Here is a 13,527-nt window from a genome sequence, read left to right on the forward strand (position 1 = left end):
CAGTGTCTCAGAGCGGTCCGACAAGCCCTCAGGTACCGGGCTTTCGGCCCCACACGTAAACCCGGTCGTTCTTCTTCAGAACACGCCACAGCTTCTTGGCGTCGGCGAGTCGCATGTTCACGCAGCCGCGCGATCCCGGCGGGTTGTACACGCTGCCGTAGATGGCGTGGAAGGCCTGTCCGCCGCTGAAGAACTGGCTGTACGGCATGGGGGTGTTGTAGATCGACGACCAGTGGTTCTTGTGCTTCCAGTAGACCTTGTGCCAGCCCGCACGGGTCGCGTTCCCGGCCCGCCCGCTGCGGATCGGGACCGGGCCGAGGACGGTCTTCCTTCCCTTGCTCACCCACATCAGCTGGCGTCGCAGATCGACGCAGGCGAGGCGGTACGCGCGCGTGGGGCACTTTTTCGCCGCGTTCGGGTTCTTGCGAGCGCTCAGCCACTGCATCCGGGACCAGGTGACGGGCCCGGCGTAGCCGATGGCCGGGCGGATGTCCTGCTCGGTCTGGAAGGCGCGGATGGCCCTGCAGTCGGCGGGCGACTGCTTGCCGTCGACCGTGCGCTTCAGCCAGCGCTCGACCTGCCGCTGGTGGGTGCCGGTCTTCCTGGTGCAGGAGGCGGCGGCGGGCGCGCCGAGGCTGCCCGGCACGGACTGCGCCTCGCTCGGCGGCACGTATTCGATGAGCGGGTCGGACCCGGCCGGCGGCTCGTACGGCTCGATGGAGTCCTCCGCCGCGCCCGGCTCGTGGACGCGGGGCGGCAGCGTCTGGTCCGTGGAGTCCAGGGGCCGGCTGTCGTAGGGCGTGGTGAGGATGCCGGGGACGAGCGCGGCGGCCGGGCCGGGGGCCGCGGGCCGGGGCGGTTCGGGGTCCGCGAAGGCCGGTCCGGCGGGCAGGACGGCGGCGAGGACGAGCAGCGCGGCGAGAGAGCCGCGCACGGGTGGGCTTGTCATGGGCCGAGGGAACCGGGCCAGGCGCCGGATCACCGTCAGCCGCGCGGCGGGATCTCCCGGAAATCCGTTGATCAGCCCAGCCGAACCTAGGTACCGTAACCAAAAACCTAGGGCATCTAGGTTTCCGGGACAGAAGAGGAGTTGGGGCGCTCATGATGGCCAGGGCAGGCCTGACCAGGGAGCGGGTGGTGGCGGCCGCCGCCGATCTCGCGGACACCGTCGGGTTCGAGCACATCACCGTCGCGGCGCTCGCCCGCGGCTTCGGCGTGAAGGACGCGAGTCTGTACGCACACGTCAAGAACCTCTCCGACCTGCGCGTTCGGGTCGCGATCCTCGCCGGACTCGACCTCGCCGACCGGATCGCCGACGCGCTCGCGGGCCGGGCGGGCCGTGACGCGCTCGTCGCCTTCGCGGACGCCTACCGCGATTTCGCCCTCGCCCACCCCGGCCGGTACGCGGCCACCCAGCAGCAGGAGCTCGACCCGACCGTCTACGACGACCATCCGGGCCTGCGCCGCAACCTCACCTGCACGTACGCGCTGCTCCAGGGGTACGACCTGGCCGAACCGGATCTGACCGACGCGGGCCGGCTGCTGCGCGGCACGTTCCACGGCTTCGTCAGCATCGAACTCGCGGGCGGCTTCCGCCATCGGCGCGAGGCGGGCGCGAGCTGGTCGCGCGCGGTGCAGGCCCTGCACGTAGCCCTCACCAACTGGCCGTCGCCCACCAACGGGCCATCTCCCGTCAACGGACAGGAAGGGGACGTCAGTTGATCACCGCCCACCGGCTTCGCGTGCCCGGCGCGACGCTGCACTACGAGACCCGGGGCGCCGGCCCTGCCCTCCTCCTGCTGCCCGGCGCGGGCGGCGACGCGGCCGTCCTCGATCCGGTCGCCGACGCCCTGGCCGACACCTTCACCGTGCTCACGCACGACCCGCGCGGGTACTCGCGCAGCACGCTGGACGGCCCGCCCGCCGAGCAGCGGGTCGGCGTCCACGCGGACGACGCCCTGCGCCTGCTCGACGCGGTCGCGCCCGGCGAGCCCGCCTACGCGGCCGGCGGGTCCAGCGGCGCGATCGTCACCCTCGACCTGCTGGCCCGCCACCCGGAACGGCTGCGCGGAGCACTGGCGCACGAGCCGCCGTCGTGGAGCGTGCTGCCGGACGCGGCCGAGCAGCTGGCGTTCTTCCAGGAGGTGTACGACACCTTCCGGACCGAGGGGCTGGGAGCGGCGGGCGAGCGCTTCATGAGGGGGGTCGGGCCGGTGCTGCTGCCGATGCCGGCGCAGGACCCGCTCCCGGAGCGCGCACGGGCCATGAGAGAGCGGCTGCTGGCGAACGCGCCCCTCGCGCTCCAATACGAACACCGCAGTTTCGCGGCCTACGTTCCCGATCTCGACGCCCTCGCGACGGCCTCCGACCGGCTGACCCTGGCGGCGGGCACGGGCACGCGCGGCCACCTCCCGTACCGCCCTGCGGCGCTGCTCGCCGACCGTCTGGGCCTGCCCCTCGCGGCGTTCCCCGGCGCGCACAACGGCTGGTCCACGCACCCCGCCGAAACCGCCGAGCTGCTCCGCACCCACCTCCTGGGGGACACTCGATGACATGCGTACTGCCTACGACGTCGAGACGATCCGGGCCGCCGAACGCGCGCTGATGGCGCGGCTGCCCGACGGAGCACTGATGCAGCGGGCGGCGGCCGGGCTCGCCGCGGCCTGCGCCGGCCTGCTCGGCAAGGTCTACGGCGCGCGGGTCGCCCTGCTGATCGGCTCCGGGGACAACGGCGGCGACGCCCTGTACGCGGGCGCCCGCCTGGCCCGGCGCGGCGCGGGCGTCACGGCGCTGACGCTGTCGCCGCAGCGGACGCACCCGGGTGGCCTCGCGGCGCTGCGGGCGGCGGGCGGCACGGTCCTCGACGCGGAGTCCGCCACCGCCGCGGACACCGTGGCCCGGGCCGACCTCGTGCTCGACGGCATCGTGGGCATCGGCGGCAAGGGCGGCCTGCGCCCGCGCGCGGCCCAACTGGCCGCTGGGGCAACGGAGTCCAGGGGCCTGGTCGTCGCCGTGGATCTGCCCAGCGGGGTGGACGCGGAGACCGGCGAGGTGCGCGGCGACGCGGTGCGGGCCGACGCGACGGTCACGTTCGGCACGTACAAGCCGGGGCTGCTCGTCGACCCCGCGCACGAGTACGCGGGGGCGCTCCGCCTGGTCGACATCGGCCTCGAACTGCCCGCCGCCGACGCGAGCCTCGGGGCACTGCAGCACGACGACGTGGCGGCGCTGCTCCCGAAGCCCACCGGCGAGAGCGACAAGTACCGGCGCGGTGTGGTCGGCGTCGTCGCGGGCTCGGAGCGGTACCCGGGCGCGGCGGTCCTGGCCACGGCCGGAGCGCTGCACGGCGGCGCGGGAGCGGTCCGCTATGTGGGCCCTGCCGCCGACTCGGTGCTGTCCCGCTTCCCGGAGACCCTGGTGTCGGCGGGACCGCCGTCGAAGGCGGGCCGGGTGCAGGCCTGGGTGATCGGCCCGGGGCTCGGCGACGACGCGGCGGGTCTGTCCGACGTCCTGGCGTCGGACGTCCCGGTACTCATCGACGCGGATGGCCTCCGGCTCGCCGACGTGGAAGCGGTGCGGAGCCGTTCGGCGCCCACGGTTCTGACCCCGCACGCCGGGGAGGCGGCGGCGCTGCTCGGCTGCGACCGGAAGCAGGTCGAGGCTGAACGCCTTTCGTCCGTAAGGGAGTTGGCGGCGCGCTACGGTGCCACGGTCCTCCTGAAAGGTTCCACGACCCTGATCGCGTCGCCGGACGGGGACGGCGTCCCGGTCCGGGTGAACCCCACGGGTACGCCCTGGCTCGCCACGGCGGGCAGCGGCGACGTCCTCTCCGGCCTGACGGGCTCCCTCCTGGCGGCAGGCCTCCGGCCGGCGGACGCGGCTTCGGTGGGCGCGTACCTCCATGGCCTGGCGGCCCGGCACGCGGCGCAGGGGGCGCCCGTGTCCGCGCAGGATGTGGCGTCGGCGGTACGCGTGGTGTGGCGGGACATCAGCGCGGCCCGGCCGTCTGCGCGGATGAGGTCTCGTGAGCGGCCTCGGCCCGGTGGAGGCTGAGCCCTGTGCGGCTCCGCCGCGATGCGCGACCAGCCACGACGCACCCCGCACCCCGCAACGCATCCGTGCGCCTGAGACGGCGCGGCGAAGCCGTGCAGCTCAGGGGCGCGGGGAACTGCGCGACCAGCCACGACGGCGCGGCAGTCGGCCGAGAACACGCACCCCCACGGCGCTACCCTTCCGCCACAACCACCGCGGACGCCACCCCCGCGTCATGACTCAGCGACACATGAAACCCGCTCACACCCAGCTCCGCGGCCCGCGCGGCAACCGTCCCGGTCACCCGGAGCCGCGGCTGCCCGCTCTCCTCGACGAAGACCTCCGCGTCGACCCACCGCAGCCCGGGCGGAGCCCCGAGCGCCTTCGCCACGGCCTCCTTCGCGGCGAACCGGGCGGCCAGCGAGGCGACACCGCGCCGCTCGCCGCCGGGCAGCAGCAGCTCGCCCGGGAGGAACAGCCGGTCGGCCAGCCCGGGCGTCCGCTCCAGCGACGCCCCGAACCGCTCGATCTCGGCCACGTCGATACCGACCCCGATGATGCTCATGCGCCGACCCTATGGGCTGAGGGCGGCGGGCTATTCCACCGTCACGGACTTCGCCAGGTTCCGCGGCTGGTCCACCTCGTTGCCCCGCGCGGTGGCCAGCTCGCAGGCGAACACCTGCAGCGGCACCGTCGCGACCAGCGGCTGCAGCAATGTGGGGGTGGCCGGCACCCGGACCAGGTGATCGGCGTAGGGGACGACGGCCTGGTCCCCTTCCTCGGCGATCACGATGGTGAGTGCCCCGCGCGCCCGGATCTCCTGGATGTTGGAGACCATCTTGTCGTGCAGGACGGACCGGCCCCGCGGTGACGGGACGACCACCACCACCGGCACGCCCTCCTCGATCAACGCGATCGGCCCGTGCTTCAGCTCACCGGCCGCGAACCCCTCGGCGTGCATGTACGCCAGTTCCTTGAGCTTCAGGGCGCCCTCCAGGGCGACCGGGTAGCCGACGTGCCGTCCCAGGAACAGCACCGTGTCCTGCCCGGCCAGCGAACGGGCCAGTTCCCGCACCGGCTCCATCGTCTCCAGGACCCGCTCGACCTCCTCGCCGATGCGCGCGAGGTCCCGTACGACCGGGAGGATCTCGTCGGCCCACTTGGTGCCGCGCACCTGGCCGAGGTACAGCGCCACCAGGTAGCAGGCGACGAGCTGCGTCAGGAACGCCTTGGTCGAGGCGACCGCGACCTCCGGGCCCGCGTACGTGTACAGCACGGCGTCCGACTCCCGCGGGATCGTCGAACCGTTCGTGTTGCAGATCGCGAGGACGGTGGCGCCCTGCTCGCGCGCGTGCCGCAGCGCCATCAGGGTGTCCATGGTCTCGCCGGACTGGGAGATCGCGATCACCAGTGAGCGGGCGTCCAGGATCGGGTCCCGGTAGCGGAACTCGCTCGCCAGCTCCACCTCGCACGGGACCCGCGTCCAGTGTTCGATGGCGTACTTGGCGATCAGGCCCGCGTGGAACGCCGTACCGCACGCCACGATGACGACCTTGTCGACCATCTTCAGGACCTGCGGGGGGATGCGCAGTTCGTCGAGCGTCAGCTGCCCCTCGGCGCCGATCCGCCCCAGGAGCGTGTCCGCGACGGCCTTCGGCTGCTCCGCGATCTCCTTGAGCATGAAGTAGTCGTAGCCGCCCTTCTCGGCGGCGGAGACGTCCCAGTCGACGTGGTAGCGGCGCACCTCGGCGGGCCGCCCCTCGAAGTCGGTCACCGTCACCGCGTCCCGGCGCACCTCGACGACCTGGTCCTGGCCGAGTTCGATCGCGGAGCGGGTGTGCGCGATGAAGGCCGCGACGTCTGAGGCGAGGAACGCCTCGCCCTCGCCCACGCCCACCACGAGCGGCGAGTTCCGGCGCGCCCCCACGACCACGTCCGGGGCGTCCGCGTGCGCCGCGACCAGCGTGAACGCGCCGTCGAGCCGACGGCACACCAGACGCATCGACGCGGCGAGGTCCCCGCAGGCCGAGAACTCCTCGGCGAGCAGGTGCGCCACCACCTCGGTGTCCGTCTCGGAGGCCGCCTCGTGCCCGCGTTCGGCCAGCTCGGCGCGGAGGGCGGCGAAGTTCTCGATGATCCCGTTGTGGACGACGGCGACCCGGCCGGCGTTGTCCAGATGCGGGTGCGCGTTGGCGTCCGTGGGGCCGCCGTGGGTGGCCCAGCGGGTGTGCCCGATACCGGCGGCGCCGGCCGGCAGCGGCCGGTCCACCAGCTCCTTCTCCAGGTTGGCGAGCTTGCCGGCCTTCTTGGCGGCGGCCAGCGACCCGTCCGCGAGCACGGCGACACCGGCCGAGTCGTAGCCCCGGTACTCCAGCCGCTTCAGTCCGGCCAGCACGACGTCGAGGGCCGACTGAGAACCTACGTATCCCACGATTCCACACATGGGCCGCAGCCTAGGACCGAGGTTCGCGCCCCCACAGGAGCCGGTCCCGCGCGTCCTGTACGAGGCCCAGGTACTCGACCTCCTCGCAGCGCGGCTTGCTGCCCATCTCGTAGAAGTCGAGGCAGTCGTCGAGGTCCTCGCCGATGTCCTCGTCGGGCAGTTCGAGCGCCAGCTCGCTGCGGACGTGTCCGGCCCAGTCCTCACCGGCCTCGCCGGCCTGTGCGGCGCCGGACAGCCGCCGCACGAAGCCCGGCAGGCGGAGTGCCGACATACGGTTTCCCTCCCGGTCCCTCCCGCCCCGCGGAGACGGCTCTGCCCCACGACGCGTCAGGGGAACGTATCGGTCATCTCCACCTCGGGTCCATACCTGTGCACAAGCTGTGACGATCGGCGGGACACGGCGGCGGCGCTGCGCCGCGTGACGCACCCCACCCCCCGCGCTGTCCATACAGCCGTAACAATGGACTGTGATCTCTCCGGTCTCCGAGCCCCTGCACTCGACCTCCCGGAGCGCCCACCGGCACAAGCCGGAGGCGACTCCCTACGTCGACCTCACCCGAACCGAGTGGAGTGCCCTGCGTGACAAGACGCCCCTGCCGCTGACCGCCGACGAGGTGGAGCGGCTGCGCGGTCTCGGCGACGTGATCGACCTCGACGAGGTCCGCGACATCTACCTGCCGCTCTCCCGCCTCCTGAACCTGTACGTGGGCGCCACCGACGGCCTGCGCAGCGCCGTGAACACCTTCCTCGGCGACACCGGCGAGAAGGCCTCCCAGGCCGGCACGCCCTTCGTCATAGGGGTCGCGGGATCGGTGGCGGTCGGCAAGTCGACGGTCGCCCGCCTCCTCCAGGCGCTGCTCTCGCGCTGGCCCGAGCACCCGCGCGTGCAGCGCGTCACCACCGACGGTTTCCTGCTGCCCACCAAGGAGCTGCAGGCCCGCGGCCTGATGTCGCGCAAGGGCTTCCCCGAGTCGTACGACCGGCGGGCCCTGACCCGGTTCGTCGCCGACATCAAGGCCGGCAAGGACGAGGTGACGGCGCCCGTTTACTCGCACCTCATCTACGACATCGTCCCGGACCAGCGGCTCACGGTCCGCCGCCCCGACATCCTCATCGTCGAGGGCATCAACGTGCTGCAGCCCGCCCTGCCCGGCAAGGACGGCCGCACCCGCGTCGGTCTCGCCGACTACTTCGACTTCAGCGTGTACGTGGACGCGCGCGCCGAGGACATCGAGCGCTGGTACCTCAACCGGTTCCGCAAGCTGCGCGCGACCGCCTTCCAGGACCCGTCGTCGTACTTCCGCAAGTACACGCAGGTCTCGGAGGAGGAGGCCCTGGACTACGCGCGCACGACCTGGCGCACCGTCAACCAGGTCAACCTCCTGGAGAACGTGGCCCCGACGCGCGCCCGCGCCGGCCTCGTCATCCGCAAGGGAGCCGACCACAAGGTGCAGCGGCTGCGCCTTCGCAAGCTCTGAGCGCCAGTACGCACACACACGCGCGGCCCCGCCCGGAATCACTCCGGGCGGGGCCGCGCGAACAACGGGAAGTGCGTCAGCCGAGCGCCGACTTCACGACGTCGGCCAGGCGGCCGGCCACGGCCCGCGCCTGCTCGATGTCGGCGGCCTCGACCATCACGCGCACCAGCGGCTCGGTGCCGGAGGAACGCAGCAACACCCGCCCGGTGGCGCCCAGTTCACGCTCGGCGTCGGCCACCGCGGTGGTCAGCTCGGCGGAGGTGGTCACCCGGGACTTGTCGACGTCCGGCACGTTGATGAGCACCTGCGGCAGCCGCTCCATGACGGACGCCAGGTCCTTGAGGCTCCGGCCCGTCTGCGCGACGCGCGCCGCGAGCAGCAGCCCGGTCAGCGTGCCGTCACCGGTCGTCGCGTGGTCGAGCACGATGACGTGCCCGGACTGCTCGCCGCCCAGCGCGTACCCGTGCTGCTTCATGGACTCCAGGACGTACCGGTCGCCGACCGCGGTCTGCACGAAGGTGATGCCCTCGCGCTCCATGGCCAGCTTGAAGCCCAGGTTCGACATGACGGTCGCGACCACGGTGTCCTCGCGCAGGACGCCCCGCTCGCGCATCGAGAGGGCGATGACGGCCATGATCTGGTCGCCGTCGATCTCGGAACCCGTGTGGTCCACGGCCAGGCAGCGGTCGGCGTCGCCGTCGTGCGCGATGCCGAAGTCGGCCTTGTGCTCGACGACGGCGGCCTTCAGCAGGTCGAGGTGGGTCGAGCCGCAGCCGTCGTTGATGTTGAGCCCGTCCGGCTCGGCGCCGATCGTGACGACCTCGGCGCCCGCGCGCGTGAACGCCTCGGGCGAGACCTGGGACGCGGCGCCGTGCGCCTCGTCGAGGACGATCTTCAGGCCGTCGAGCCGGTTCGGCAGGACATCGATGAGATGGGCGACGTACTGGTCGAGCCCTTCGTCGTACGCCTTCACGCGGCCGACACCGGAACCCGTCGGGCGGTCCCAGGGCGCGCCGGTGCTGTGCTGCTCGTAGACGTCCTCGATGCGGTCCTCCAGGGCGTCGTCCAGCTTGTGGCCGCCGCGCGCGAGGAACTTGATGCCGTTGTCCGGCATGGCGTTGTGGCTCGCGGAGAGCACCACGCCGAGGTCGGCCCCCAGCGCGCCGGTGAGATACGCCACCGCGGGGGTGGGCAGCACACCGACGCGCAGGACGTCGACGCCCGCGCTGGCCAGCCCGGCGACGACCGCGGCCTCCAGGAACTCGCCCGAGGCCCGGGGGTCACGGCCGACGACCGCGACCGGGCGGTGCCCCGCGAAGGTGCCCGCCTCACCGAGTACGTGCGCGGCGGCGACGGAGAGCCCGAGCGCCAGCTCGGCCGTCAGATCCGCGTTGGCCACACCGCGCACGCCGTCGGTGCCGAAGAGTCGTCCCACTTGATGTCCTCCGAAACTTCACGTCATCCATAAGCCGAACGCCCCGGCGGCACGCGAAGTGCCGCCGGGGCGAACAGGAAAAGACAAGCAGGCAGCGAGATTTAGCGCTTGCTGTACTGCGGGGCCTTACGGGCCTTCTTGAGACCGGCCTTCTTGCGCTCGACCGCACGGTCGTCACGCTTCAGGTAACCGGCCTTCTTCAGCGCCGGGCGGTTGTTGTCCACGTCGGCCTCGTTCAGCGCGCGGGCCACGCCGAGGCGCAGGGCACCGGCCTGACCGGAGACGCCGCCACCCGCGATGCGGGCGATGACGTCGTAGCGGCCGTCGAGCTCGAGCACCTTGAAGGGCTCGTTGACTTCCTGCTGGTGGACCTTGTTCGGGAAGTAGTCCTCGAGCGTGCGCCCGTTGACCTTCCACTTGCCGGTGCCGGGCACGATGCGAACGCGCGCGATGGCGTTCTTGCGGCGGCCCAGGCCGGCGGCCGGCTGCGGGTCACCGAAGCGGGCCGGGTTGGACTCCGAGGTGTACTCGCCCTCGACGGGCGCGTCCGACTCGGTGGTGTAGCTCTCGACGTCGACGATCTCTTCGACCGGCGTCTCGGCGGTGGTCTCGGCCACGATGCTCCTCAGATTCTTTTCTGTCTTTGGGGGTGTGGCCGGAACTACTGCGCGACCTGGGTGATCTCGAACGGCACCGGCTGCTGGGCAGCGTGCGGGTGCTGGTCGCCCGAGTAGACCTTCAGCTTCGAGAGCATCTGACGGCCGAGCGTGTTCTTGGGGATCATGCCCTTGATGGCCTTCTCGACGGCCTTCTCCGGGTTGTTCGCCAGGAGGTCGTCGTAGCGCACGGAGCGCAGACCGCCCGGGTAACCGGAGTGGCGGTACGCCATCTTCTGGGTCTTCTTGTTGCCGGACAGGTGAACCTTGTCCGCGTTGATGATGACGACGAAGTCGCCCATGTCCATGTGCGGGGCATAGGTCGGCTTGTGCTTGCCGCGCAGGAGGTTCGCGGCAGTGGTGGCCAGACGGCCCAGGACGATGTCCTGGGCGTCAATGACGTGCCACTGGCGAGTCACATCGCCGGGCTTGGGGCTGTACGTACGCACTTAGCAGCCTTCTTCTTCAGTGGATGGGTGCTGAAACGTGGCATCACTGAAGCGATCGTGCAGCTGGGGACGACACTGCCGGGTTCAGCGCCCGTATGCCGCCCACTGGTAACTGCTCCAGGGAACCTACGTAAGGGCCTCTCGCCTGAGAACGACCAGGCCGATACGTATAACAACTAGGCAGAGTACCCGGGGCGCCCCGGATGGGTCAAAACGCTGTCCGACCACGGCTCCGGGACCAGGGCCCGCCCGGTCACTTCCAGCCTAACGGCCCAGCGGAGCGCCCGGCCCCGCACCACAGTGACGGTCAGCACACACAGGGTCGGCCCCGACCGCATCAGGCGTCTCCCTGGCCCCATCCGAGCCGTCTAAGATGCGCCCCATGAGTTTCGGGCAGGGGGGACCCTCGTGGGGGTCCGGAGACAGCGGGGGCGCCCCGGACTGGGCGGCACTAGCCGAGGCCTCGGAGGCACGCGCGCGCAAGAAGCGCTGGATGATGATCGGCGGGGCCGTCGTCGCCACGCTGGCGGTCGGCTCGGTCGTCGCCTGGGGCATCGTCTCCGCGAACGGCAGCAGCACCGCCGACAAACCGGCCGGCCGGCTGCCCGGCACCGCGGACATCCCCAGCGCGGGAAAGACGCCGGGCCCCTCCTTCGCGGAGACGACACCGCCGCCGCCGCTGAATCCGAACGACTTCATCGACAGCGCGGCCAAGGACAAGGCGCCGCTCACCGCGGACACCCTGTACCCCGGCAAGACGCTCACCGTGGGCGGCCACGTCTACACCAAGGGCGCCACATCGCGTACGACGGACTGCGCCTCCGTCGCCACGAAGGGCCTGCCCGCCGTCCTGAAGAAGAACGGCTGCACGCAGGTCATCCGCGCCACCTACTACAAGAGCGGCGCGGCGGTCACCATCGGCGTCGCCGTCTTCGACACCAAGGCCGCGGCGACCCGGGCCAAGGAGCAGTACGACTTCGACGGCGCGATCCTGTCGCTCCCCGGCTCCGGTGTGCCCACGTTCTGCCGTACGACGGTGTGCCGCTCGACCGCGAACTCCGTAGGCCGCTACACCTACTTCACCAACGGCGGCCACACCACCGACAAGGACACCACCGTGAAGGACCCCGCGGTGTACCCCCTGGGCGACGACCTCCAGGAGTTCACGTTCCAGCAGATCAAGCGGCGCGGCGAGGCACAGGCCTCGGCAGCGGCCACGGCGGGCTGACCACGGCGCGCGGCGCCGTCGCACCCCGCCGCGCGTCTCAGCAGCAGCCCGCTCCCGGCAGCGTCCGCTTGTTCCGCGCCTCCTTGTTGCGGGCCGCCAGCAGCGCGTCGGCGGGGTAGCCCACCTCCTCCAGGGTCAGGCCGTGCGGCCGCACCACGTGCACGGCCGAATCCCGCACCCCGGCGGCCAGCACCTTGCCCGGCCAGTCGGCGCCCCGGTGCCCGTCCCCGACGAACAGCAACGCGCCGATCAGGGACCGCACCATGTTGTGGCAGAAGGCGTCGGCCCGCACGGTGGCGGTGATGATCCCGTCGTCGCCGCGCACCAGGCTCAGCTCCTGCAGCGTACGAATGGTCGTGGCACCCTCACGCCGCTTGCAGTACGCGGCGAAGTCGTGCTCCCCGAGCAGGTGCTCGGCGGCCGCGTTCATGGCGTCGACGTCCAGCGGCCAGTCGTGCCACAGCACATGGCCCCGCAGCAGCGGGTCGACGCCGCCCTGGTGGTCGGTCACGCGGTACGCGTAGCGCCGCCACACAGCCGAGAACCGGGCGTTGAAGCCGCTGGGCGCCTCCCGCACCGACCACACCCGCACGTCCTTGGGCAGCCGCCCGGCGAGCCGCTTCAGCAGCTTCTCGCTGTGCTCGGCCCACACGCCCTCCGGCAGGTCCACGTGCGCCACCTGCCCCCGCGCGTGCACCCCGGCGTCGGTCCGCCCCGCCACGGTCAGCTCGTACGCCGTCGAGGACCGGGTCACGGTGCGCAGCGCGTCCTCGATCTCCCCCTGCACGGTCCGCCGCCCGCCGGCCTGCTTGGCCCACCCGGAGAAGTCCTTGCCGTCGTACGACAGGTCGAGCCGTACGCGCACGAACCCGTCGGCTGCTTCGTCACTCACACCCAGATCCTTTCCACACCCGCACCCACGCGCCCACATGGCATGAACGCGAAAGCGGGCCCGCCCCGGAAGGGCGGACCCGCTCACACTGACAACGAGGCGGAGCCTCAGGCGTCCTTGGACTCCGTGTCGGCCTCGGCCGGCTTGGCGTCCTCGACGACCTCGGCGGCCGGAGCGGCAGCCTCGGCGTCCTTGGCGGAGCGCTTGGTGGCGGCCTCGGCCTCACCGGTGGCCTGCTGCGCGACCGTCAGGGCCTCGACCAGCTCGATGACAGCCATGGGCGCGTTGTCGCCACGACGGTTACCGATCTTGGTGATACGGGTGTAACCACCCGGACGGTTCTCGTAACGCGGGCCGATCTCGGTGAAGAGCGTGTGGACGACGCTCTTGTCCGTGATGACCGTGAGCACCTGACGGCGGTTGTGAAGGTCGCCCTTCTTCGCCTTGGTGACCAGACGCTCCGCGTACGGGCGCAGACGACGGGCCTTGGCCTCGGTCGTCGTGATCTTGCCGTGCTCGAAGAGCGACTTCGCGAGGTTCGCGAGAAGCAGCTTCTCGTGCGCGGCGCTGCCGCCCAGACGGGCACCCTTGGTGGGCTTCGGCATGATGTTTCTCCTTGGTGTCTGCCCCGGCCGTACTAGGTACCGAGGTCAGTATCCGAGCAGGCGGTCGCCTGTCGGAGATCCGGGGGACGTGGTGCGTGTCCCCCGGAGGGCGAGACCGATCAGTACTGCTCGGTCTCCACGAAACCCGCGTCCGCGTCGTCGTCGGCACCGAAGGCGTCGGCGGCGGCGGTCGGGTCGAATCCGGGCGGCGAGTCCTTCAGGGCGAGGCCCATACCGTGCAGCTTCGCCTTGACCTCGTCGATCGACTTCGCACCGAAGTTGCGGATGTCGAGCAGGTCGGCCTCCGAG

At 71.7% G+C, this 13,527-nt stretch carries 15 protein-coding genes; 5 read left to right on the plus strand and 10 right to left on the minus strand.

Going from position 1 to position 13,527, the window contains the following annotated elements:
- Positions 1-28: 28 nt before the first annotated feature.
- Entirely contained in the window at positions 29-949 is a 921-nt protein-coding gene (locus AB0J02_RS11705) for a L,D-transpeptidase (RefSeq protein WP_363193410.1), read from the minus strand.
- 155 nt (positions 950-1,104) lie between these two features.
- Here AB0J02_RS11705 and AB0J02_RS11710 point away from each other — a divergent pair, with 155 nt between their 5' ends.
- The 3 genes from AB0J02_RS11710 to AB0J02_RS11720 are packed head-to-tail and all read left to right on the plus strand — an operon-like array spanning position 1,105 to position 4,053.
- Positions 1,105-1,722 (plus strand): TetR-like C-terminal domain-containing protein, encoded by a 618-nt coding sequence (locus tag AB0J02_RS11710; protein WP_363193449.1) that lies wholly within the window; start codon positions 1,105-1,107, stop codon positions 1,720-1,722.
- Entirely contained in the window at positions 1,719-2,552 is an 834-nt protein-coding gene (locus tag AB0J02_RS11715; RefSeq protein WP_363193411.1) for an alpha/beta hydrolase, read from the plus strand. The genes AB0J02_RS11710 and AB0J02_RS11715 overlap by 4 nt, the downstream gene beginning before the upstream one ends.
- A 1-nt stretch (position 2,553) precedes the next feature.
- Positions 2,554-4,053, plus strand: coding sequence for an NAD(P)H-hydrate dehydratase (locus AB0J02_RS11720; RefSeq protein ID WP_363193412.1), 1,500 nt, complete (start codon positions 2,554-2,556; stop codon positions 4,051-4,053).
- 172 nt (positions 4,054-4,225) lie between these two features.
- Here AB0J02_RS11720 and AB0J02_RS11725 read toward each other — a convergent pair whose 3' ends face one another.
- Genes AB0J02_RS11725 through AB0J02_RS11735 form a run of 3 tightly spaced genes read right to left on the minus strand, consistent with a single transcriptional unit; the run spans position 4,226 to position 6,746 of the window.
- Entirely contained in the window at positions 4,226-4,597 is a 372-nt protein-coding gene (locus AB0J02_RS11725) for a holo-ACP synthase (protein WP_363193413.1), read from the minus strand.
- A 30-nt stretch (positions 4,598-4,627) separates the two neighbouring features.
- Positions 4,628-6,475 (minus strand): glutamine--fructose-6-phosphate transaminase (isomerizing), encoded by a 1,848-nt coding sequence (gene glmS / locus AB0J02_RS11730; RefSeq protein ID WP_363193414.1) that lies wholly within the window; start codon positions 6,473-6,475, stop codon positions 4,628-4,630.
- 10 nt (positions 6,476-6,485) lie between these two features.
- Positions 6,486-6,746 carry a hypothetical protein gene (locus AB0J02_RS11735; RefSeq protein WP_363193415.1) on the minus strand — a complete coding sequence of 87 codons (261 nt, stop codon included), beginning with the start codon at positions 6,744-6,746 and terminating at the stop codon, positions 6,486-6,488.
- Between the two features lie 196 nt (positions 6,747-6,942).
- Between AB0J02_RS11735 and coaA the strand changes: the two genes are divergently transcribed.
- Positions 6,943-7,953, plus strand: a complete 1,011-nt coding sequence (gene coaA / locus AB0J02_RS11740; protein WP_363193416.1) for a type I pantothenate kinase — start codon at positions 6,943-6,945, stop codon at positions 7,951-7,953.
- Between the two features lie 76 nt (positions 7,954-8,029).
- Here coaA and glmM read toward each other — a convergent pair whose 3' ends face one another.
- The 3 genes from glmM to rplM all read right to left on the minus strand — a co-directional run bounded on the left by glmM (position 8,030) and on the right by rplM (position 10,493).
- Positions 8,030-9,388: a phosphoglucosamine mutase gene (glmM, locus tag AB0J02_RS11745; protein WP_363193417.1), complete on the minus strand. Its 1,359-nt coding sequence runs from the start codon at positions 9,386-9,388 to the stop codon at positions 8,030-8,032.
- A gap of 101 nt (positions 9,389-9,489) precedes the next feature.
- Positions 9,490-10,005 carry a 30S ribosomal protein S9 gene (rpsI, locus tag AB0J02_RS11750; protein ID WP_351458193.1) on the minus strand — a complete coding sequence of 172 codons (516 nt, stop codon included), beginning with the start codon at positions 10,003-10,005 and terminating at the stop codon, positions 9,490-9,492.
- Positions 10,006-10,049: 44 nt separating this feature from the next.
- Positions 10,050-10,493, minus strand: a complete 444-nt coding sequence (gene rplM, locus AB0J02_RS11755; protein ID WP_164303414.1) for a 50S ribosomal protein L13 — start codon at positions 10,491-10,493, stop codon at positions 10,050-10,052.
- 382 nt (positions 10,494-10,875) lie between these two features.
- Here rplM and AB0J02_RS11760 point away from each other — a divergent pair, with 382 nt between their 5' ends.
- Entirely contained in the window at positions 10,876-11,721 is an 846-nt protein-coding gene (locus tag AB0J02_RS11760) for a hypothetical protein (protein ID WP_363193418.1), read from the plus strand.
- A 37-nt stretch (positions 11,722-11,758) separates the two neighbouring features.
- Here the strand turns inward: AB0J02_RS11760 and truA are convergent, their stop codons facing one another.
- The 3 genes from truA to AB0J02_RS11775 all read right to left on the minus strand — a co-directional run.
- Positions 11,759-12,613: a tRNA pseudouridine(38-40) synthase TruA gene (truA, locus tag AB0J02_RS11765; protein WP_363193419.1), complete on the minus strand. Its 855-nt coding sequence runs from the start codon at positions 12,611-12,613 to the stop codon at positions 11,759-11,761.
- A 107-nt stretch (positions 12,614-12,720) separates the two neighbouring features.
- Positions 12,721-13,218, minus strand: coding sequence for a 50S ribosomal protein L17 (gene rplQ, locus AB0J02_RS11770; RefSeq protein WP_363193420.1), 498 nt, complete (start codon positions 13,216-13,218; stop codon positions 12,721-12,723).
- A gap of 119 nt (positions 13,219-13,337) precedes the next feature.
- Positions 13,338-13,527 (minus strand): DNA-directed RNA polymerase subunit alpha C-terminal domain-containing protein (locus tag AB0J02_RS11775; RefSeq protein ID WP_363193421.1); only part of this gene is annotated, 190 nt, incomplete at its 5' end.

The organism is Streptomyces sp. NPDC050264 (genome assembly GCF_040655895.1).
GTDB lineage: Bacteria > Actinomycetota > Actinomycetes > Streptomycetales > Streptomycetaceae > Streptomyces.

Excerpts from the sequence above, each read along its gene's own strand:
- glmS (WP_363193414.1), bottom strand. The coding sequence starts at position 6,475 with ATGTGTGGAATCGTGGGATACGTAGGTTCTCAGTCGGCCCTCGACGTC.
- AB0J02_RS11720 (WP_363193412.1), top strand. The coding sequence starts at position 2,554 with ATGCGTACTGCCTACGACGTCGAGACGATCCGGGCCGCCGAACGCGCG.
- AB0J02_RS11705 (WP_363193410.1), bottom strand. The coding sequence starts at position 949 with ATGACAAGCCCACCCGTGCGCGGCTCTCTCGCCGCGCTGCTCGTCCTC.
- rplQ (WP_363193420.1), bottom strand. The coding sequence starts at position 13,218 with ATGCCGAAGCCCACCAAGGGTGCCCGTCTGGGCGGCAGCGCCGCGCAC.
- AB0J02_RS11760 (WP_363193418.1), top strand. The coding sequence starts at position 10,876 with ATGAGTTTCGGGCAGGGGGGACCCTCGTGGGGGTCCGGAGACAGCGGG.
- AB0J02_RS11710 (WP_363193449.1), top strand. The coding sequence starts at position 1,105 with ATGGCCAGGGCAGGCCTGACCAGGGAGCGGGTGGTGGCGGCCGCCGCC.
- AB0J02_RS11725 (WP_363193413.1), bottom strand. The coding sequence starts at position 4,597 with ATGAGCATCATCGGGGTCGGTATCGACGTGGCCGAGATCGAGCGGTTC.
- AB0J02_RS11735 (WP_363193415.1), bottom strand. The coding sequence starts at position 6,746 with ATGTCGGCACTCCGCCTGCCGGGCTTCGTGCGGCGGCTGTCCGGCGCC.